A 19,467-nucleotide genomic window follows, 5' to 3' on the forward strand; every position below is an offset into this window, starting at 1 on the left:
AAACGCGCCATGACACGGTTGGCCGGAGGCTACGAGAGGGTCACAGATTCGTATCGGCGCACAAGCGCCCTCGCGAGTTGGTTCGTTGTCAGAATCTCGGCTTGCCGGGATATCACCTGGAACAGGCTCAAGTCGTGCGCATGCAGGTCGGCGTCGCCGGTGCAGTCGCTCAACACGATAAGCCGGTAGTCCCGATCGGCTGCTTCACGGACCGTGGTAAGAACCGCACCGCTCGTGTGGACGCCGGCGAGAATCAATGTGGTGACGCCCAGGTTGGTCAGCTGCTCGTCGAGGTTCGTCGTCGAGAACACGCCCAGCCTGGTCTTGCGCAGAGCGATGTCCTCGTCGAGGATCGCGATCGCGGGATGCAGGTCGGTGCTCGGCATCCCGTTACGGAAGCGCCTGTCTTGTCGCCACTTTGAGGCTTCGGAGTTGGTTGACGGGATCGCGAGGTAGTCGAGTTCGTCCAAGGCTGTCCGGACGAAGGCCAGATGACCACCGTGGCGGCGGACCGCGTCGACCGCCGCGTTCGTCCGGAACAGCAGGTCGTCGGCATCCGCGACGCCATCCAATGCCTCTGGTTGACAGTCGATCACCACCAGTGCGCACTGGCTGGCGTCGATACCGTCGATCCAGGCGGGGGAGTGGGTCCGAACCAGAGACCGAGCCGGTCGCGATCGCCAGGTTCGCCATACCGCGGTGCCACGCATGAGTTTCCCTTTCGGAGGGGCCTTCTGTCAGGACGCTGAGAGTTCAGGTCCATTCCATCGGGTCGTGATCAGACGGACAACGGAGCGGAATTCAGATGATGACCGGTATATCCGTACCGTCGATCAGCGCGCGGTCCAGCCGCCGTCGACGGCGAGGACCTGTCCGGTGATGAAAGATCCCGCGTCGCTGGCCAGTAGTAGCAGCGCGCCGCACAGCTCGCCGGCCCGGCCGGCGCGTGCCATCGGGGTGTTACGCCTGATATAGGCACCGCCGGCGTCATCGTCGAGCAAGTCGGTGGTGAGTTCGCTGGGGAAGAAGCCCGGCGCCAGGGCGTTGACGCGCACATTGTGCCGCGCCCATTGCACAGCCAGCTCGCGGGTGAGGTTGATCAACCCGCCCTTGGACGCGCAGTAGGCGGCCTGTCGGTTGGGCGCCGCGGCGACCAGCCCGAGGATCGAGGCGACGTTGATGATGCTGCCGCGACCACGTTCGATCATGGTCCGGCCGACGAGCTGGGTGAGTTGGAACGCGCCAATCAGGTTGACGCCCAACACGTATTGGAAGTCGTCGAGATTCTCGTCTTCCGCCCGTGCGGGTACGCTCGTTCCGGCGTTGTTGACCAGGATGTCGACCGCACCCACACGCTGCTGCACCTCGTCGTGCGCGACTTTCACGGCGACGGGATCGGCGACGTCGCAGGACACGGCGGTCAGCTCGGGGTTCGCATCGCACAGGGCTTGGAGGCGGTCGGCACGGCGCGCGGCGACGACCACTTTCGCTCCTGCGGCCTGTAGCGCCAGCGCGAACTGTACGCCCAACCCGCTCGAAGCGCCGGTGACCAGCGCGGTGCGGCCGGAGAGATCGAACATCCGATCGGGTGGTAGCGCAGCGGGGAGCTCGACGATGGATGTTTGAACGGTCATCGAAATCAGTTGTCGCCCTTCATCTCTATGGCTATATCGATCCACGACTGCATTGGTAGGCCGGCAAGGGCCACCGCGGTATCGCCGAGCACGGCGCGGCCCATGACGAGAGCTCGGGTGGCGCAGCCGGCGTTATCGGCCGCGATCACCAGGGCGTCCGGTGACTCGCTGAACGTGCCACCGGGAAGGAAGGAGGCGTAACCGTGCGCGACGGCGGCCGCCGCGACGGCCAGACTGGTTGCGAGCTCGGGAGTTACGCCGGGAATCTCAGAGGCCGGGCCGAGAAATGCCTCGACGACAGGTCGCGCGGGCTCGGTCAGCCTGGTGTTGGTCCCCATGAAGACCTCCTTGGCGAAGAGGACCTCGAACAACGCCGGCTGCAGCGCGGCGAACTCGACATAGGCGCGGGCTGCACGCACCAATCGCTCGGTTGGATCCTTCTCGGTGCCGACCACGGAGGTGATGTGCGCCGCGAGTACCTCGCATGCTCGGACGGCGATCTCGGTGAGGAGGTCCTTGCGGTCGGCGAAGTGGCGGTATGGCGCGCCGGGGCTCACGTCGAGCCGTCGGCACGCTTCGGCGATCGAGAAGGTTGCGACGCCATCGCGGCTGATGAGCTCCACCGAGACGTCGATGAGTGCATCCCGCAAATTCCCGTGGTGGTATGAGCGGCGCTTCGAGTCGCTCGGTTGTCCGGTTGTGTCGCTGACCACCCCTGAATGTTAATGGCAATCACATTGCCCGGCAACCCTGACCGGACCTCGCGGACAGGGTGTCTTGCATCACATGTGAGAGTCACTTACAATCCGCGATGTAAGAACCCGTTACATCAGCACCGATGCCAGGAGGTCCCATGGGCAAGCCGGAAACGTCACTGGTCAGATCGCTCCAGCGCGGGCTGCAGATCATGAACATGGTCGCCGCCGAAGGCCCGGTGAACGCGAAAACCGTCGCTCGCGCGGTGGGGGTCCAGTTGCCGACGGCCTACCACCTGCTTCGGACGCTGATCCACGACAAATATCTTGTACGCCTCGACGACGGCACCTACGTGCTCGGTGAGATGTGTCGGGCCGACTTGCCGGCCGCTCGCGCGGTCAGCGGTCGCGACGTCCTGGCCGAGTGCAGCTAACACATGACGACCGAATCGGCAGGCTCGCCGACCCTGATTCAGAGCCTCCAACGCGGCATGCGTCTGGTGGAGGCTGTCGCCGAACACAGCGCGCTGACTGCGCGTGAACTCAGTGACCGCACCGGCATCGTGCTGCCGACCACCTATCACCTGCTGCGCACCCTCGTGCACGAAGGGTATCTGCAGCGGTCCGCCGACGGTCGGTACTCGCTGGGAGATCAAATGACCTCGGTCACCCAACTGGAAACCCGGGCCCGCAGTCTGCGGATGGTCCGCGCGGCGATGACTGAGCTCGCCGCACAGGCCCGCGGTGATGTGACCCTCGGCATGCTCCGCGGGGCCGACATCGTGGTGACCGACTTCGTGGCGGGTCCGTGTCCGCAACGGTTCGAATGCTGGCCGGGACTGATCATTCCGGGGCATGCCACCGCGATCGGCAAGAACATCTTGTCCCGGCTGCCCGGGCAGCGACGCGAACACTATCTCGCGACCCATCCGCTCGATGCGCTCACCACGCACACGGTTACGACGAGCTGGCGGCTGGAGCAAGAGCTCACACCCGTTGCCGTAAACCACAGCGACCAGCAATATCACTACGGAATAACCTGTGCCGCAACGGCTGTGCACGATGGTATCCAGTACCGCGCACTGGGCATCGCGTTCGGCTCCAATAGGGCGGCACGCGCCGTCGCACGGGTCGATGAGCTGATCGGCCAGGCGGCCGCACAGATCTCCGACGCGATGCTTCTCTCCGCGGCCGGCGACGACGCCGCCGTCGCCATCTGAAATAGCTCTGCTTGTCGCAAGCCCCGGTGCCGCAGTTCACTCGACAAGGGGCTGGTTTGCCCGACTTCGAGTGATGAACGGAGACGGAGTTGCAGTGCGCGACAACATGATCAAGAGTGAGTCCACCGTCGTCGGCTTGCTCCGGAAGTGTGTCGAAGACCACCCCGACTCCCGGTACCTCGACATCGCCGGAGATACCTACACGTACGCCCAGGTGTGGGAGAGGGCCCGCGATTTCGCCGGCATCCTGCACTCGTGCGGTGTGCGCCGGGGCCAGACGGTGGTGAGCATGCAAGACACCCACATCGACGCCGTCGCATCGTGGTTCGGCGCCAACATGCTCGGGGCGGTGTGGGTCGGAACGAACACGGCACTGCGCGGAGAGTTCCTTCGGCATGTCCTCGCCGACACCGGTGCCGCGGTGGTGGTCGCCGAACCGGACCTGATCGACCGAATCGTCGCGATCGGCCCAGAGTTGTGCCACGTCGATCTGGTCCTGCAACGCGGATGTGAACCACCCCGGGTTTCGCCGGACCTGCGGGTGGAGGGTCTCGACGATTATCGCGGGCGGCCGGCGCCGGAGCCGTACCTCGGCACCGCCGACGACCTCATGTGCCTGACGTATACGGGCGGCACGACCGGCCCCTCGAAGGGCTGCATGATCACTCACGGTTATGCGATCAACATCGCTCGATGCGGACTCATCCAGACTCAACGGCGCAGTGACGAGGTGAACTGGAATCCGCTGCCGATGTTTCACCTCAATGTGCTGTCGATGACCCTGATCGCGACCATGTTGATCGGCGGGAGTGCGGCCCTGGCGCAACGGTTTTCCGCATCCCGGTTCTGGCCGGAAATCGAGCGGACAGGTGCGCGCGTCGTCAACCTGATCGGTGGGCTGCCCGCCATCATCGCCCAGCTTCCGGACACCCCCGAGATGGCCCGCTGCTTCGGCCAGATCCGCATGGTACACGCGGTGCCCTTCCCGGAAACCCTGCAGCAGGTGTGGCGGGAGCGGTTCGGCGTGAAGACGCCTGGTGCGAAGGGCTACGGCATGACCGAAGTCTTCCCCATCACCTACCAGGCGCCGGACGAGCAAGCGCCGGCGGAATCGGCAGGCCGGGTCAATCCGGATCTGGAGGTGCGCATCGTCGACGACCACGACAACGAGGTCAAGACCGGTGAGGTCGGCGAAGTGGTGTGTCGACCACGGCGCAGCAATGTGATGTTCCAGGGGTACTGGCGTCGGCCGCAGGCCACCGTGGATGCCACCCGCAACCTCTGGTTTCACACCGGGGATCTAGGCCGCTTCGACGCGGCCGGCTACTTCTACTTCGCTGACCGCAAGAACGACTATCTCCGCAGGCGCGGTGAGAACATCTCCAGCCAGGAACTCGAGGCCACGTTCCTGGCGCACGACGACATTGTGGCCGTTGCGGTGCACGCCGTGCCCTCCGAGTTGACCGAGGATGACGTCAAGATCACCGCAGTGCTGCGCCGGGGTGCCCGGCTCACCCCGGACGAACTCTTCGAATGGTGCAAGGAGCGAGTGCCGTATTTCGCGCTGCCGCGGTACATCGAGTTCCGCGACGGCTTACCCGTGAGCCCGCTGGGCCGGGTGCACAAACACCTCCTGCGGGACCAGGGTTGCACGCCGACGACCTGGGACCGTGACGCCGCAGGCGCGTCATGGGAGCGACGATGAGCGACCAGTTCGCGGCGTCAGCGCCCAGACAGCGCGATCAGTGCGCGATCGTCGGCGTCGGCACCACGGACTACAGCTTCAACTCCGGACGGTCCACCCTGACGTTGGCCGCTCAGGCCGGCAGCGCCGCCATCGCCGACGCCGGGCTCGAACCCGCGGACATCGACGGCATCGTGCGATGCGAGATGGACGAAGTGCTGCATGCCGATCTGGCCGCGACGCTCGGCCTGCCCAACGTCGCCTTCTGGGCCGCGGGCAGCTGGGCCGGTGCCGCGCCGTGCGGCATGGTCGGGTTGGCCGTCAGCGCGATCTGCGCTGGACAGGCCAACAACGTGTTGGTGTTCCGGTCGCTCAACGGACGGTCGGGCCGCCGGTTCGGGCGCGAATGGGCCAGCGGTGACGCCGTCGGGGGAGGGGGCTCGTATCTTGAGTTTCTCGCTCCGTACGGGCTGCAGTCACCCGGCATGGCCTATGCGCTGTTCGCCCGCAAACACATGCTCGACTTCGGAACCACCAGTGAGCACCTCGGCCACATCGCCGTCACCTGCCATCGGCGCGCGAACGAGAACCCGGCCGCCCAACGCTACGGGCGTCCCCTGTCCATGGCGACCTACCTGCAATCGCGAATGATCGCTGATCCGCTGCGCCGCTTCGATTTCTGCTTGGAAACCGATGGTGCGGCCGCGGTCGTCGTCTCCGCGGCCGAGCGGGCTCGCGATCTCGCCAAGCCCACCGTATTGATTCGAGCAGTGGCCCAGGGTGACGAATCGACGCCACGCCAGGGCGGGCTATGGGGCAACCTCCTCACGGGACCGCTCACGAACGCCAGTAGCACGCTGGCAAAGCGGCTGTATCGTCTGGCCGGTCTGGGGCCGCACGACATCGACGTCGCACAGTTCTACGACTGTTTCACCATCACCGTGCTGATGCAGCTCGAGGACTACGGATTCTGCAAGCGCGGCGAAGGCGGTCCATTCGCAGCGAGCGGAGCGCTCGACATCGATGGCACATTGCCCATCAACACCTCCGGCGGAAACCTGGCCGACGGCTACATACACGGTCTCAGTCACATCGTCGAAGGCGTCCGCCAGTTGCGTGGCGAGTCGACAGCACCGGTCGCCGGTGCCGAGACCTGCCTGGTCACATCCGGCATGCCAGGTCCCGGCTCCAGCGCGCTGATTCTGCGGAGAGACCAATGAGCACGCCCTGCGACACAGGAGAACGATTGTGAGTCAACCGATTTACATTCTGGGCGGATGGCAGTCCGACTTCGCGCAGAAGGCCCCGGGCGGTGAGTTCTTCCCGCTCATCGAATCCGCTGTGACCGGAGCCCTCGACGATACCGGTGTCGATGCATGTGATATCGACGTCAGCCACGTAGGGAACTTCGCTGGCGAAATATTCACCGGCCAAGGCCAACTCGGTGGATTGGTGGCGGCGGTCCACCATGGCCTCGCAGGCAAACCGGCGTCGCGGCACGAGGCGGCATGCGCATCAGGCAGCATGGCGGCGCTCGCGGCGATGGCCGACCTCGAAAGCGGCCGTTACGACTGCGCACTGGTAGTCGGCGCCGAGGTGCTGCGCAACGTGGGTGGTCAGGACGCCGGTCTGAGGCTGGGCGCAGCAGCCTGGGTCGGACGCGAGGTGGTGGACGAACCCTATCCGTGGCCGTCGATGTTCGGTCGGATCGGTGAGGAGTACGACCGGCGTTACGGACTCGACCACGCCCATCTCGGCCGTATCGCCGAGATCAATTTCGATAACGCCAAACTGAACCCACGCGCACAGACTCGGAGTTGGGAGGTGGCCACCGAATCCTTCTACGAGGACGACGAACTCAACCCAGTGGTGGCCGGGCCGCTACGGCGCCAGGACTGCAGCCGCATCACCGATGGTTCGGCCGCGGTGATTCTGGCCTCGCACCGGTTTGCGCAGAGTTGGGCCCGCCACCACAGCGTCGACCTCGCCGAGGTGCCACGCATCCTCGGCTGGGGACACCGCACGGGAACGATGCTTCTCGAGGACAGGCTCGCCGGGAGCGCCGACGATGAGTACGTTTTTCCACATCTGCGTCAGGCGATTTTGGATGCCTACCGCAGAGCGGGTATCACCGGGCCCGACGACCTCGACGTGCTGGAGACCCACGACTGCTTCTCGGTGTCGGAATACGTCGCCATCGACCACTTCGGAATCACCCCGGCGGGTAAGGCGTGGCAGGCAGTGGAGGACGGGACGATCGAACGCGACGGGTCCCTGCCGGTGAATCCCAGCGGGGGCCTCTTGGGCCTCGGTCATCCGGTGGGCGCCACCGGGATCCGGATGCTGCTCGACGGTGCTCGGCAGGTGACAGGTCGAGCCTGCGATTACCAGGTGCCGGCTGCCGGCAAGGTCGGTTTGCTCAACATCGGTGGAGCGGTGACCACGGTCGCCACCTTTGTGGTCGGCACCTGAGGCGCTCACCATCTGAATTCGGCGGCGTTGTCCCATCTTCGGCGACGGTGAATCCTTCGAGGAGAGCAACGATCTGACTATTGCACGATCCAAATGTGAGGAACTATGGGATCTTCCACGTTGATCATCGACACCGACACGCATATCACCGAGCCTCCCGACCTTTGGACCAGTCGGATGTCGAGAAAGCGGTGGGGCAACCTCATTCCCGAGGTCCGGTGGATCGAGGAGCAGCAGGCCGAGTTCTGGTGCATGAACGGGCAACCGATCTTCACGGTCGGTACCTGCATCATGGTTCCCGATGAGGACGGCAGACCCGTCCGCTCCCCGCGGTTCCCCGACTACGCGGACTCGTTCAAATCGATGCATCCCTCCGCGTTCGACGCCAAGGAGCGGCTGGCGGTGATGGATGCGTACGGGATCCAGGCCGCCGCGATCTTCCCGAACCTCGGGTTCGTGGGCCCCAACATCTTCGCCGCGGCGGGCTCGGATGCACTCGAGTTCCAGACCGCAGCATTGCAGGCCTACAACGACTTCCTGCTGGACTGGAGCTCGATCGCACCGGAGCGGTTGCTGGCGCTGGCGCTGATCCCGTACTGGGATGTCGAGGCGGCGGTCAAAGAGATCGAGCGATGCGCCGCGGCCGGGCACAAGGGCCTGGTCTCGACGGGTAAGCCCCACGAGCACGGACAGCCCCTGCTGGCCGACCGGCACTGGGACCCGATGTGGGCCGCGGCCCAGGACGCCGGCTTGTCGATCAGCTTCCACGTCGGCGGCGGCGATCTGGGCAGGCACATGAACGACGAGCGCACCAATGTCGAGGGATGGCGGGCCACGCTGGCGCGGCTGACGACCTCGTTCTTTCTGGAAAGTGGGATCACCCTGGCAGACCTACTGATGTCGGGCGTGCTTGCGCGCTTCCCGACACTGCGGTTCGTCTCCGTGGAGAGTGCAATCGGCTGGATCCCGTTCCTGTTGGAGTCATTGGACTTTCACTTCAAGAAGTACGAGCCCTGGCATGAACGTCCCGAATTCACCGCCGACGGCATGCTGCCCAGCGACTACTTCCGCCGCCAGGTCTACGCCAACTACTGGTTCGAGGACCTCCAACCGTGGCACATCGACGCCATCGGCGAGGACAACCTGCTTTTCGAGACCGACTATCCCCATCAGACGTGTCTGGACAAGCGTGAGATCGCCGAAGCGATCGACTCCGGCTTGAGCGGGGTCAGCGAAGTCGCCAAGGAGAAGATCCTGTGGCGCAATGCTGCCTCGTTGTTCAACATGGACGTCGCAGCGCTCGAGAAGCTCGCCTGACGGTGGTCTTCGGCGAGGCACCCCTGCCGGTGACCAACGACCCCGACACCGCCGGCTTCTGGCTGGCGGCTGAGCGCGGCGAGGTCGTCGTCTGCGTATGTGCAAATTGCGGTGCGGTTTTGCACCTGCCACGATCACACTGCCACATCTGCCGATCGTGGACGGTCGAGTGGAAGCCTGTGGCCCCAGCGGGGCGACTGATGTCGTGGACCGTCGCCGAACACCAGGTGCATCCCGCCTTCCCGGTGCCGTACACGGTGGTGCTCGTCGAACTCGACGACGCGCCCGAGGTTCGGCTGGCCGGCCACCTCCGAGGTCGGCCCGAACTGACGGCAGGCATGCCGATGCGAGCTGAATTCGTGACCAGAGCGGGGAGCGTGACCCTGGTGAACTGGAGACCGGACGTGGTGCGACGCCGGATCAGCGCCCACGGCAGTCCACCTGGACGCACCATCTGAACACTCAGCGGTTACCCGGAAGTGAGTCCGCTCACTACCGTTGAACCGTCAACGCGGTTACCAAAGGCTCTGAACAACCGCGGATTTGGAGGAAACCATGATCTTCGACTTCGACCAGCACCTCTTCGAGTACCCGACGATGTGGATGGACTACATCGACCCGGACAAGAAGGACTTGGCATTGGAGGTCATCCGCGACGACCTCGGATACCCCTGGGTGGCGTCGCGGCTGACCAATCAGCGTTGCTACATCTACTCGAATACCGTGCCGGAGGACGGCTTCGTGTCGCAGTTCAGCCCGTGGCAGCGGTGGAAGGACGGGTTGGCGGCCGACGTCGACTACGTGGCTGAAATGCCTGCGGAAACCACGGACCCGAAGGCTCGAGTGGCGAAGCTCGACGACATCGGTGTTGACAAGACCCTTCTCTTCCCGCATTTCGGCGCGGTCTGGGGCCGGTTCTTCGCCGACCGGTTGGAGATCATCCGGGCCAACCTGACCGCATGGAACCGGTGGGCCGTTGCGGTCCGCCAGGAGGGTGGGGGCCGCCTCGAACCGGTCGGTCACGTGACCCTCGCCGGCGGCAGCTTCGACTGGCTGGACAAGGAACTCGCGTACCTCAGTGCAAACGGTGTGCGCGCGGCCACGTTGTCCTACGGGCTGGTCAGCGGGCGGCGGATGGCACACCCCGATCACGACCACGCGTGGAAGGCCTTCGTGGACAACGGGATCACACCGATCTTTCACATTCAAGATGCGGACATCCGAGCCAGCGGCCTCGATGACCGATGGTTCCCCGACGACGCAGATCCGCTCTTCGGTGCCCTCGACATGGCGTTCTCCCACCTCGGTGTCCAGGTGGCGATCGCCGACCTGATCTTCAGCGGTGTCTTCGACCGGTTCCCGACGCTGAAGTTCGCCACCGTCGAACTGACCGCTGCGTGGTTCCAGGCGATGCTGGGTGCCGCCGAGGGATTTCCGGGGTCGGCGGCGGCCGGCGCGATCAACGGTCCGGGCCTGGACATCTCGTATCGGGTGGAAGGCTTCCTGCGCCGCAACATTGTCGAGCTGAAGAAGAACCCGAGCGAATACCTGTACGAGAACTTCCGGTTCACCGTCAATCCGATGGAACCGGTCAAGTCGTACATCGACGGTGGGCTGGAGGACAACCTCATGCTCGGCAGCGACTTCCCGCACTGCGAAGGCTTCCACAAGCCACTGGATACCTTCGCCGGTCCCCTGACCGGCACCACCGACGAGCAGAAGCGAAAATTCCTCGGCGGCAACGCCGTCAACCTGCTCGGGCTTTGAGTTTCGGCTCGATCAACCAGTGAAAAAGGAGTGCACAGATGAGTAACCAAGCCGTTGTCCAAGCCTTCCTCAAGGGTATGGAGCAACCGATTTCCCGGATTCCCGAGCATCTCCGCAAGTCGATGACCGATGACGCGGTCTGGGGTAATTCCGGATTCCCGCCCTGCGTGGGGATCGACGACATCATGTCCAAGCACGAGATGAGCGCGAAGGTGTTCGGCGATTACATACTGACGGCCGACATTCTGCACATCGCCGAGAGCCCGGACGGGGTCGTGTTCACCGAACGAATCGATGTCGGCCGAACCCAGGCCGGTGAAGAGATCCTCACCGTACCCGTCGTCGGGGTTTTCGAGGTCCGTGACGGCAAGATCGCCCGGTGGACCGACTACTTCGATCCTCGCGGACTTCTTGAGGGGTTGTCCGTGCTTCCGGACGTCGAAGCCTTCTTCACGGGGAAGGCCCCTTCGACCAGCTGACCCTGGGGGTGCGGTGGCGGGGCCGTTCTGCCAACGGCCCCGGCGCTGCGCCGGTTTGAGACGATTCCGCGAGCAAAGGTGTGCAATGACCGGTCTGCTGATCGACGGCGTACTTCGAGGTGCCGCCGACGACCGCACCTATCCGAACATCAACCCGGCGACCGAGCAGAGCATCGGCACGGCGCCCGACGCGGACCGAGCCGATCTCGACGCGGCGGTCGGGGCGGCGAGACGGGCCTTCGACCACACCGAGTGGTCCCGCGACCACGAGTTCCGGGCGCATTGCCTACGGCAGCTGCGAAACGGACTTGAGGCGGAGAAGGGCCGTCTCCGCGACGTCCTGGTTCGTGAAGCGGGCGTCCCTGTCGCGTTGACGTATTCGATCTGGCTGGACACGATCCTCGATGCCGTTTCGTACTGGGCCGATCTCGCGGTGTCCTATCCGTACCAGACCGAGCTGGCCGCGCGCGAGACCCTGGCCGGCGCGGCGGCTAGGCGGATGGTGCTGCACGAGCCGATCGGTGTCGTCGCAGCGATCACGCCGTGGAACTATCCGTTGGCGTGCAACATCTTCAAGGTGTCTGCCGCGTTGGCTGCCGGCTGCACGGTCGTGCTCAAACCAGCACCGGACACCCCCTGGAGCGGCTCGGAGTTGGGCCGCGTGATCGTGGAGCACACCGATATCCCTGCCGGCGTCGCCAACGTCGTCACGGCCGCGGACCCGCTGCTCGGCGAAGCGCTGGTCCGTGATCCCCGCGTCGACCTCGTCCACTTCACCGGATCGACGCAGGTCGGCAAGCAGATCATGGTGTCAGCCGCCGACGCGGTCACCCGGGTCTGCCTTGAACTCGGCGGCAAGTCGGCGAACATCGTGCTGGACGACGCGGACATCCCGTCACTGGGCGCAGCGTTCGCCGGAGTGTGCGCACACGCCGGGCAGGGCTGTGCGCTCACCACCAGGCTGCTGCTACCTCGCAGCCGATACGACGAGGGGATTGCGGTGGCGCAAGCCGCATTCGAAGCTCTCAAATGCGGTGACCCCAGCGACCCCGAGGTCGTGGTCGGTCCTGTCATCAACGCGCGCCAGCGGGCCCGGATTTTGGACCTGATCGGACAGGGCAAGCAGGAGGCCCGGATTCTGGTCGGCGGCGGAACACCGCAGGCATTGACAACCGGTTACTACGTGGAACCAACATTGTTCTGCGACGTCGACCCCGACGCCGTCATCGCCCAGCAGGAGATCTTCGGCCCGGTGCTGGCGGTCATCCCGTACGACGACGTCGACCACGCCGTACAGATCGCGAACAACAGCATCTACGGTTTGTCGGCCGCCGTGCACAGCGGTGACCTCGAGCGGGCGATGACGCTCGCACGGCGGATTCGGACCGGCACCGTGAGTGTCAACGGTGCGGTCTGGCTGGCTGCCGACACCCCGTTCGGGGGATACAAGCAAAGCGGGCTGGGTCGCGAACTCGGCGTCGAGGGCTTCGCGGAGTTCTTGGAAACCAAATCCGTCGCGCTACCCGGTTGATTGTCGACAGGAGAAAGGAACTGCCGTGCTTGGCTTGATGCAGGATCGACCGCTTACGCTGCCTCATCTGCTCCATCGCGCCGAGCGGTACTTCGGCCACAAGGAGATCGCCACCGCCGGCGCGGACGGGGCTGTGTCGGTGTCCACGATCGGTGAGGTCTGCCAGAAGGTGCGACGCCTAGCCACGGCGTTCGATGCGTTGGGACTGGCCGCCGACGCGCGGATCGGTACGTTCTGCTGGAATACCGTCGACCACCTGGCCCTGTATTTGGCCGCGCCGTGTACCGGACGGGTGTTGCACACCATCAACATTCGGCTGTTCGGTGACCAGATCATTTACATCGCCAACCATGCACAAGATGAAATCCTCTTCGTCGACCGGTCGTTGCTCGGCATCCTGTGGCCACTCGCCGACGAGCTGTCGAGCGTGAAGTACTTCGTCGTCATCGAAGACGGTGCATCCAACGAGCTCCCCGACGATCCGCGCGTGCTCACCTTCGACGGTCTGCTGCAGAACCGACCGTACGACGGCGAATTTCGCGTCACCGACGAGCACCGCGCGGCAGCGATGTGTTACACGTCGGGTACCACCGGCAACCCCAAGGGTGTGGTCTATTCACACCGATCCACCGTGCTGCATTCCTTGGCCGCACTCGCCGCCGACGTGACGGGCCTCTCCGAAAGCGACGTCGTGATGCCGATCGTGCCGATGTTTCACGCCAACTCGTGGGGCCTGCCGTATGCGGCGCTGCTGGCGGGTGCGTCGCTGGTGCTCCCCGGCCCCAACATGGACCCGGCCGCGTTGCTGGGTTTGTTGGCCGACCATCGCGTCACTGTGACCGCGGCCGTGCCGACGATCTGGATGAGCCTGGTGCCGATGCTCGACGATTACGACCTGTCCTCGGTGCGATTCATTCTCAGCGGAGGGTCGGCAGTTCCCAAAGCGCTGTCGCAAACATACGTACATTCCATCGGGGTTCCGCTGACCCATGTCTGGGGGATGACCGAGACCAGCCCGTTGGCCACAACCGGTACGCCCCGTTCGCACCACGCTCGGCTGTCAGAGGACCAACTGGCCGCGACACGGGAGCGCCAGGGGCCGCCCGTTCCGCTGGTGCAGCTCCGGCTTGCTGACGACAACGGCGCCGAACAGCCCTGGGACGACCGCTCCGCCGGAGAGGTTCAGGTCGCCGGACCCTGGATCGCGGGTGCTTACTACCGCAGCGACGCCAACGATTCTGCCTTCACCCCCGACGGCTGGCTGCGCACCGGCGACGTCGGGGTGTGCGACGAATTCGGCTCGTTGCTCCTCGTCGACCGCACGAAGGATCTGATCAAGTCCGGCGGCGAGTGGATCAGCTCCGTGCAACTGGAGAACGAGATCATGGCTCATCCCAAGGTCGCCGAAGCGGCGGTGATCGCGGTTCCTCACGAGCGCTGGGGCGAGCGGCCGCTGGCTTGTGTGGTGGTGCAGCCGGGGGAATCACTGAGCGTCGAGGAACTCATCGAACACCTGACGCCGCGGGTGTCCAGATGGTGGCTTCCGGACGGCGTCGAGTTCATCGATTCGATACCCAAAACGAGCGTCGGCAAGTTCAGCAAGAAGACCTTGCGGGCCCGGTTCGAGAACTACCGATTCATCGGGCCTTCCGCCGCGCAACCCGCCGAGCACTCGACCTAGCGAGCAGTACTGATCACGAGGAATCCAGCATGAGACGGTCGATCTTCGAGCCGGAGCACGAACAGCTCAGGCAGACGGCCCGACGCTACATCGAGCGCGAAGTGGCGCCGAACGCCAAGAGGTGGGAGGCGAACGGCATCGTCGACCGGTCGGCGTACAGCGCGGCAGGGCGCTACGGTCTGATCGGCTTCAACATGCCCGAGGAGTATGGCGGCGGGGGATCTGACGACTTTCGGTTCAACGCCGTGATCGTCGAGGAACTCGCCAAGTTCGGGTTTCTGACCCCGGCACTAAGCGTGCACAACGACATCGTCGGTCCATACTTCAAGTCCCTGGCCACACCCGAACAGAAGGAGCGGTGGCTGCCGGGTTACACAACCGGGGAGCTCATCGGGGCGATTGCGATGAGTGAACCGTCCGCCGGCAGCGATCTGGCTGGCATGCGTACGACCGCGGTTCGGTCCGGGCCGGACTGGATCCTCAACGGGTCCAAGACGTTCATCTCCGCCGGCATCAACAGCGACTTGGTGATCGTGGTGGCGCGCACCGACCCGGCCGCCGGCCATAAAGGCTTCTCATTGTTGGTCGTGGAACGCGGTATGGCCGGCTTCGAGCGTGGTCGCAAACTCGACAAGATGGGGCAGCCAGCGCAGGACACCGCCGAACTCAGCTTCACCGACGTCCGCATTCCGGCCGCCAACCTCCTCGGTGAGGAGAACCGCGGCTTCTATCACCTCATGGAAAACCTGCCGTACGAACGGCTCTCGATCGCTGTCGCGGCCGTTGCGGGTGCACGTGAGACATTGCGAACCACCCTGCAGTACGCCAAGGACCGCACCGCGTTCGGGCAGCCGATCGGGAGTTTCCAGCACAACCGGTTCGTCCTTGCAGAACTCGACACCGAGCTCGACATCGCACAGCAGTATGTCGACCGATGTCTGCAGGCGGTGACCGACGGGGATTTCAACGCTGTCGACGCGGCCAAGGTCAAATGGTGGAGCACCGAACTGGCCAAGCGTGTGGTGGACGCCTGTTTGCAGCTCCACGGCGGATACGGATACATGAACGAGTACAAGGTGGCCAAGGACTTCGTCGACACCCGGATCCAGACGATATACGGCGGGACCACTGAGGTCATGAAGGACCTCATCGGTCGCAGCCTCGGGCTATGAGCGTAGAGCCGAAAAGCATTGGTACGAGGCGTGATCGAATGAATCTTACTGCGGTCGTCATTTGAAAATTCGCGTGTTGTATGGCAGACGGGAATCGGGTGAACTTGAGGCGACATCGGATCCGGAACAAGAACCGGCGCCGGTGAGTGATAGGAGAACCTTTCGATGACAGCCACCGCTCAACCCGGGACACAGCGCGACTACCATAGTACTGGACCGGAACTCGGGATTCGTGACCGGTACACCTCGGCCGACTTCGCCAGGCTGGAGAACGAGAAGCTGTGGCCGCGAGTCTGGCAGGTGGCTTGCCGGATCGAAGAAGTCCAGAATCCCGGCGACTTCTGTGAGTATCAGATCGGTGATCAGTCGATCCTGATCGTGCGCACCGAGGCCGGGGAGATCAAGGCCCTGCACAACGTGTGCCAACACCGCGGCATGCGCCTCAAAGACGGCAGGGGATCGACCCGCGAGATTCGGTGCCGGTCGCACTCCTGGTGCTGGAATCTCGATGGGTCGCTCAAGGAAGTCATCGACCCGCAGGACTTCGACCAGAACGCCATCTCGCCACAGGCCCTACGACTGCCCGAGTGCAAGGTGGAAGTGTGGGCGGGCTTCGTCTTCATCAACATGGACCAGAACGCGGCGCCACTACACGAGTTTTTGGGTCCGGTGCGGGAACGGGTGGAGCACTATGGAATTCACAAGATGGTGTGCACACGGCTGAGATCCGCGGTGGTGGACTGTAACTGGAAGCTGGGCCACGAAGCGTTCATCGAGACCTACCACGCCGTCGGTACCCATCCGCAGGCCCTACGGTACCTCGACGATACGGGGATGATCTACGAGCAGCACGGCGATCATGGAATGCACCGCATCAAGCCGGGCAACGTTGGCCGACCCAGCGCCCGGCTTGGTGATGATGTCGGGGACCGCAAGGACATCCTGCTGGCTCTGACGGCTGACCTGGCCGAGTTTGATTACTACAACGAGGCCGATGTCGAGATGGCCAACGCGCTGCTGGACACCGCGATGGCGCTGCCCGAAGACGTCAGCATGGGTACCTTTTTTGCCGACGTTCGGCGTCAGCAAGCCAAGGCCGAAGGCATTGATCTCAGCGGCTTCGACGATTCCGAGCTGCTAGCCGGTGAACTGTGGAACATCTTCCCGAACTTCACCATTCCGTGCAACGCGGGCAACGCGCTGATCCTGCGGTTCACCCCCAACGGCCTCAACCACGAACAGTGCATCATCGATATCTATTACATGAAGCTCTTCGCCGACGGTGCCGAGCGTCCGCCTATGGAGTTCGAGTTCTACGAAGACTGGCGTGACACCAAGGCCTGGGGCACTGTGGCGATGCAGGACTTCACGAACCTGCCGTTCTGGCAGCGCGGTGTGCACTCCCGTGGCTTCCGCGGCCCGCTGTGGGGACGGCCGGACGGCAACGTGAGCAACCTGCACCGGGCTCTGTCCGAATATCTGGCGAAGTGACGGTGGATGGCCCGCCGCTCGGCACCGACTGAAAACCACTGCGTTCGGGTGGATCCCGTCGGTGCCGTGCTCACCATCGCCGAGGGCGAGACGATCATGGACGCGGCGGTGCGCAGCGGATACCGCTGGCCGACAATGTGTCACGGCGACGGTACGTGCTCGATCTGCTGGGTGGAGGTGACGACGGGGGAGGAACACCTGTCCCACCCCGGTTCCCGGGAAATCGAAACGGTCGAGATGCTGTTGGCTCGCAGGGGATCGGCGGGTCGCATCCGGCTCGCCTGCCAGGCCCGGGTCAGCGGGGATGTCACGGTGCGAAAGAACGGTGTCCGTCCACTGCAGGGCGACGCACGATGACCCAGTCCCGCGCTGATTGGGACCCCGGATCCGGTCTCGGACTGACCGCCACCGAGGCGGCCGCCGCCCGAGCCGCCGCGGCCAGAAGACAAGACCCACTGATCATCGACCCCTACGCCGAGCCATTGGTATCAGCCGTCGGCGTCGAGTTCTTCACACGGCTCGCCGCCGGAGAACTCGACGAGTCCGGCTTCGCCCTGCCAGGCATGGTGGACTGGGTCGCCACGCGGAGCAGGTTCTTCGACGACTTCCTCACCGCGAGCCAGCACGCCGGAACGACCCAGGTCGTGATCATCGGAGCGGGACTCGACTCCCGGGCCTACCGGTTGCCCTGGTCGTCCGGTGCCACGCTGTACGAGTTGGACCTCGCCGAGGTGTTGAGCTTCAAGACCCGGACGATGACCAATCTCGGCGTGCACCCTCGAGTCGACCACCGTGTCGTCGGGGTGGACCTGCGCGATGATTGGGTCACGGTTCTCCGCCACAACGGCTTCGACGACACGGTGCCCACCGCATGGAGTGCCGAAGGGCTCATGCCCTATCTGCCGGCGACGGCCCGCCACCGGCTCCTCGACGGGATCTCGGCGCTCAGCCCCGCTGGCAGCAGGTTCGCCGCAGATACGGTGGTCGACGTCGACAAACTCAGGGAAAGGATCGCGGGATCACCCGGTACGAACGTGCGACCCGTCGAGCATCGGCTCGACACGTCCACGGCGGCAGCTGGTTCGGGACGCGAGATGGTCGCAGTTCATCTCCAGGCGCATCGATGGGCAGCGACGAGCTTCACCGCCGCCGCGGTTTTCGCCACCTATGGAGTCCCGACTCCCACCGTGGACGTCATCACGGATATCGAATTCGTGACAGCGATTCGCAGTACCTGATCACACCGCCGTCATCTGGAAGCATTTGAAATTCGGTGCGTTGTCTCGCGTTCCGTCGGCCACGAAGGTGTACATGCGAACCACGACGTGAAGGAGACCTGGGCATGGACAGCGCGACGCGACTCGACCTGTACCGGATGATGCGGTTGATCCGAACCTACGAGGAGGCGATCCTTCGCGAATACCACCTCGACAAGAAGCCAAGCTTCAACATCGCGATGGGACAGATTCCCGGCGAGATGCACCTGTCGACCGGGCAGGAACCGGTGCCGGCAGGCTTCTGCGCGCATCTGAGGCGAGAGGATGCCGTCACCGGGCCGCACCGCCCGCACGGCTGGGCGCTTGCCAAGGGCGTCGACATCGACAAGATGACCGCCGAGATATTCGGGCGCGTAGACGGTCTCGGCAAGGGCCGAGGCGGCCACATGCACCTGTTCGACCAGGAGACACACTTTTCCTGCTCGGGAATCATCGCCGAAGGGCTGCCAACCGCCCTCGGCATCGCAATGGTCTTCAAACGGGAGGGAGCCGGACGGGTGGCGGTGGCCACCACCGGCGATGGCGCAGCGAACCAGGGTGCCTTCCACGAGTCGCTCAACCTCGCGGCCCTGTGGAACCTTCCGGTCGTCTTCGTGATCGAAGACAACGGCTGGGGGGTCTCTGTGGCCAAGAAGCAGTCGACCGCGATTGCCTCCAACGCCGACCGCGCCGTGGCCTACGGAATGCCCGGGGTCCTGGTCAAGGACAACGACGTAGAGGCCATCTATGACGCGGCCGGCGACGCGATCACCCGCGCCCGCAACGGCGGCGGACCCACCTTGATCGAAGTCGAGACGCTGCGACTGTGGGGCCACTTCGAAGGCGACGCCCAAGTGTACCGGCCTGACCTCGAAGGCGTCGCCGCAGCCGATCCCCTTCCGGCATATGAGAAACGGCTGCGCGATTCCGCTGTGCTCAGTGCCGACACGGCGGCTGAAATCGAAGCGTGGGCGGTCGAGAAAGTCGAGAGCGCAATCCGGTTCGCCAAAGGCTCGCCGGTCCCTGATCCGGCCACAGCCCGTGACTACCAGTTCGTCTAGACCCCAC

The 19,467-nt window shown here is 64.5% G+C and carries 19 protein-coding genes; 16 read left to right on the forward strand and 3 right to left on the reverse strand.

Translation table 11 applies throughout. The features are described 5' to 3' along the window. Nucleotides 1–29: 29 nt before the first annotated feature. The 3 genes from G6N28_RS17755 to G6N28_RS17765 form a co-directional block, all read right to left on the reverse strand. A complete protein-coding gene (locus tag G6N28_RS17755; protein WP_163902502.1) occupies nt 30–710 on the reverse strand; it encodes a cysteine hydrolase family protein in 681 nt (226 codons plus the stop codon). Between the two features lie 123 nt (nt 711–833). Then, nucleotides 834–1,634, reverse strand: a complete 801-nt coding sequence (locus G6N28_RS17760; protein WP_197745793.1) for an SDR family oxidoreductase — start codon at nt 1,632–1,634, stop codon at nt 834–836. Between the two features lie 5 nt (nt 1,635–1,639). Beyond that, entirely contained in the window at nt 1,640–2,347 is a 708-nt protein-coding gene (locus G6N28_RS17765; protein WP_163902504.1) for a TetR/AcrR family transcriptional regulator, read from the reverse strand. Nucleotides 2,348–2,487: 140 nt separating this feature from the next. Here G6N28_RS17765 and G6N28_RS17770 point away from each other — a divergent pair, with 140 nt between their 5' ends. From G6N28_RS17770 to G6N28_RS17845, 16 genes are all read left to right on the forward strand, one after another. After that, a complete protein-coding gene (locus G6N28_RS17770; protein WP_163902506.1) occupies nt 2,488–2,763 on the forward strand; it encodes a helix-turn-helix domain-containing protein in 276 nt (91 codons plus the stop codon). A 3-nt stretch (nt 2,764–2,766) separates the two neighbouring features. Continuing rightward, nucleotides 2,767–3,549: an IclR family transcriptional regulator gene (locus G6N28_RS17775; protein ID WP_163902509.1), complete on the forward strand. Its 783-nt coding sequence runs from the start codon at nt 2,767–2,769 to the stop codon at nt 3,547–3,549. Between the two features lie 94 nt (nt 3,550–3,643). Further along, a complete protein-coding gene (locus tag G6N28_RS17780) occupies nt 3,644–5,254 on the forward strand; it encodes an AMP-binding protein (protein ID WP_235674616.1) in 1,611 nt (536 codons plus the stop codon). Then, nucleotides 5,251–6,453, forward strand: a complete 1,203-nt coding sequence (locus tag G6N28_RS17785) for a thiolase C-terminal domain-containing protein (RefSeq protein ID WP_170307905.1) — start codon at nt 5,251–5,253, stop codon at nt 6,451–6,453. The genes G6N28_RS17780 and G6N28_RS17785 overlap by 4 nt, the downstream gene beginning before the upstream one ends. 28 nt (nt 6,454–6,481) lie before the next feature. Further along, nucleotides 6,482–7,705, forward strand: coding sequence for an acetyl-CoA acetyltransferase (locus tag G6N28_RS17790; protein ID WP_163902513.1), 1,224 nt, complete (start codon nt 6,482–6,484; stop codon nt 7,703–7,705). A 105-nt stretch (nt 7,706–7,810) separates the two neighbouring features. Then, nucleotides 7,811–9,022, forward strand: coding sequence for an amidohydrolase family protein (locus G6N28_RS17795; RefSeq protein WP_163902515.1), 1,212 nt, complete (start codon nt 7,811–7,813; stop codon nt 9,020–9,022). 29 nt (nt 9,023–9,051) lie between these two features. Further along, entirely contained in the window at nt 9,052–9,480 is a 429-nt protein-coding gene (locus G6N28_RS27325) for a Zn-ribbon domain-containing OB-fold protein (RefSeq protein ID WP_264072913.1), read from the forward strand. 97 nt (nt 9,481–9,577) lie between these two features. Further along, nucleotides 9,578–10,789, forward strand: a complete 1,212-nt coding sequence (locus G6N28_RS17805; RefSeq protein ID WP_163902519.1) for an amidohydrolase family protein — start codon at nt 9,578–9,580, stop codon at nt 10,787–10,789. Nucleotides 10,790–10,827: 38 nt separating this feature from the next. Continuing rightward, on the forward strand, nt 10,828–11,268 hold the full coding sequence (locus G6N28_RS27330) for a limonene-1,2-epoxide hydrolase family protein (protein ID WP_163902521.1): 441 nt from the start codon (nt 10,828–10,830) through the stop codon (nt 11,266–11,268). Nucleotides 11,269–11,353: 85 nt separating this feature from the next. Further along, complete coding sequence (locus tag G6N28_RS17815; protein ID WP_163902523.1) at nt 11,354–12,799, forward strand: aldehyde dehydrogenase family protein; 1,446 nt, start codon at nt 11,354–11,356, stop codon at nt 12,797–12,799. Nucleotides 12,800–12,824: 25 nt separating this feature from the next. Next, a complete protein-coding gene (locus G6N28_RS17820; protein WP_163902526.1) occupies nt 12,825–14,480 on the forward strand; it encodes a long-chain fatty acid--CoA ligase in 1,656 nt (551 codons plus the stop codon). Nucleotides 14,481–14,509: 29 nt separating this feature from the next. Then, on the forward strand, nt 14,510–15,652 hold the full coding sequence (locus tag G6N28_RS17825; RefSeq protein ID WP_163902528.1) for an acyl-CoA dehydrogenase family protein: 1,143 nt from the start codon (nt 14,510–14,512) through the stop codon (nt 15,650–15,652). 165 nt (nt 15,653–15,817) lie between these two features. Further along, nucleotides 15,818–17,143 (forward strand): aromatic ring-hydroxylating oxygenase subunit alpha, encoded by a 1,326-nt coding sequence (locus G6N28_RS17830; RefSeq protein ID WP_163902530.1) that lies wholly within the window; start codon nt 15,818–15,820, stop codon nt 17,141–17,143. A 48-nt stretch (nt 17,144–17,191) separates the two neighbouring features. Continuing rightward, on the forward strand, nt 17,192–17,500 hold the full coding sequence (locus G6N28_RS17835) for a 2Fe-2S iron-sulfur cluster-binding protein (protein ID WP_235674617.1): 309 nt from the start codon (nt 17,192–17,194) through the stop codon (nt 17,498–17,500). Further along, the gene (locus G6N28_RS17840) at nt 17,497–18,381 is read left to right on the forward strand and encodes an SAM-dependent methyltransferase (protein ID WP_163902535.1); all 885 of its coding nucleotides are present in this window, start codon (nt 17,497–17,499) and stop codon (nt 18,379–18,381) included. The genes G6N28_RS17835 and G6N28_RS17840 overlap by 4 nt, the downstream gene beginning before the upstream one ends. Nucleotides 18,382–18,485: 104 nt before the next feature. Beyond that, nucleotides 18,486–19,460, forward strand: coding sequence for a thiamine pyrophosphate-dependent dehydrogenase E1 component subunit alpha (locus tag G6N28_RS17845; RefSeq protein ID WP_163902537.1), 975 nt, complete (start codon nt 18,486–18,488; stop codon nt 19,458–19,460). Nucleotides 19,461–19,467 lie beyond the last annotated feature (7 nt).

The organism is Mycolicibacterium pulveris, assembly GCF_010725725.1.
GTDB classification, from domain to species: Bacteria; Actinomycetota; Actinomycetes; order Mycobacteriales; family Mycobacteriaceae; genus Mycobacterium; species Mycobacterium pulveris.

Bases quoted from the DNA above. Each gene is read 5' to 3' on its own strand.
- G6N28_RS17805 (WP_163902519.1), top strand. From the start codon at position 9,578: ATGATCTTCGACTTCGACCAGCACCTCTTCGAGTACCCGACGATGTGG.
- G6N28_RS17755 (WP_163902502.1), bottom strand. From the start codon at position 710: ATGCGTGGCACCGCGGTATGGCGAACCTGGCGATCGCGACCGGCTCGG.
- G6N28_RS17815 (WP_163902523.1), top strand. From the start codon at position 11,354: ATGACCGGTCTGCTGATCGACGGCGTACTTCGAGGTGCCGCCGACGAC.
- G6N28_RS17825 (WP_163902528.1), top strand. From the start codon at position 14,510: ATGAGACGGTCGATCTTCGAGCCGGAGCACGAACAGCTCAGGCAGACG.
- G6N28_RS17840 (WP_163902535.1), top strand. From the start codon at position 17,497: ATGACCCAGTCCCGCGCTGATTGGGACCCCGGATCCGGTCTCGGACTG.
- G6N28_RS27330 (WP_163902521.1), top strand. From the start codon at position 10,828: ATGAGTAACCAAGCCGTTGTCCAAGCCTTCCTCAAGGGTATGGAGCAA.
- G6N28_RS17775 (WP_163902509.1), top strand. From the start codon at position 2,767: ATGACGACCGAATCGGCAGGCTCGCCGACCCTGATTCAGAGCCTCCAA.
- G6N28_RS17770 (WP_163902506.1), top strand. From the start codon at position 2,488: ATGGGCAAGCCGGAAACGTCACTGGTCAGATCGCTCCAGCGCGGGCTG.
- G6N28_RS17845 (WP_163902537.1), top strand. From the start codon at position 18,486: ATGGACAGCGCGACGCGACTCGACCTGTACCGGATGATGCGGTTGATC.
- G6N28_RS17795 (WP_163902515.1), top strand. From the start codon at position 7,811: ATGGGATCTTCCACGTTGATCATCGACACCGACACGCATATCACCGAG.
- G6N28_RS17830 (WP_163902530.1), top strand. From the start codon at position 15,818: ATGACAGCCACCGCTCAACCCGGGACACAGCGCGACTACCATAGTACT.
- G6N28_RS17785 (WP_170307905.1), top strand. From the start codon at position 5,251: ATGAGCGACCAGTTCGCGGCGTCAGCGCCCAGACAGCGCGATCAGTGC.
- G6N28_RS17760 (WP_197745793.1), bottom strand. From the start codon at position 1,634: ATGACCGTTCAAACATCCATCGTCGAGCTCCCCGCTGCGCTACCACCC.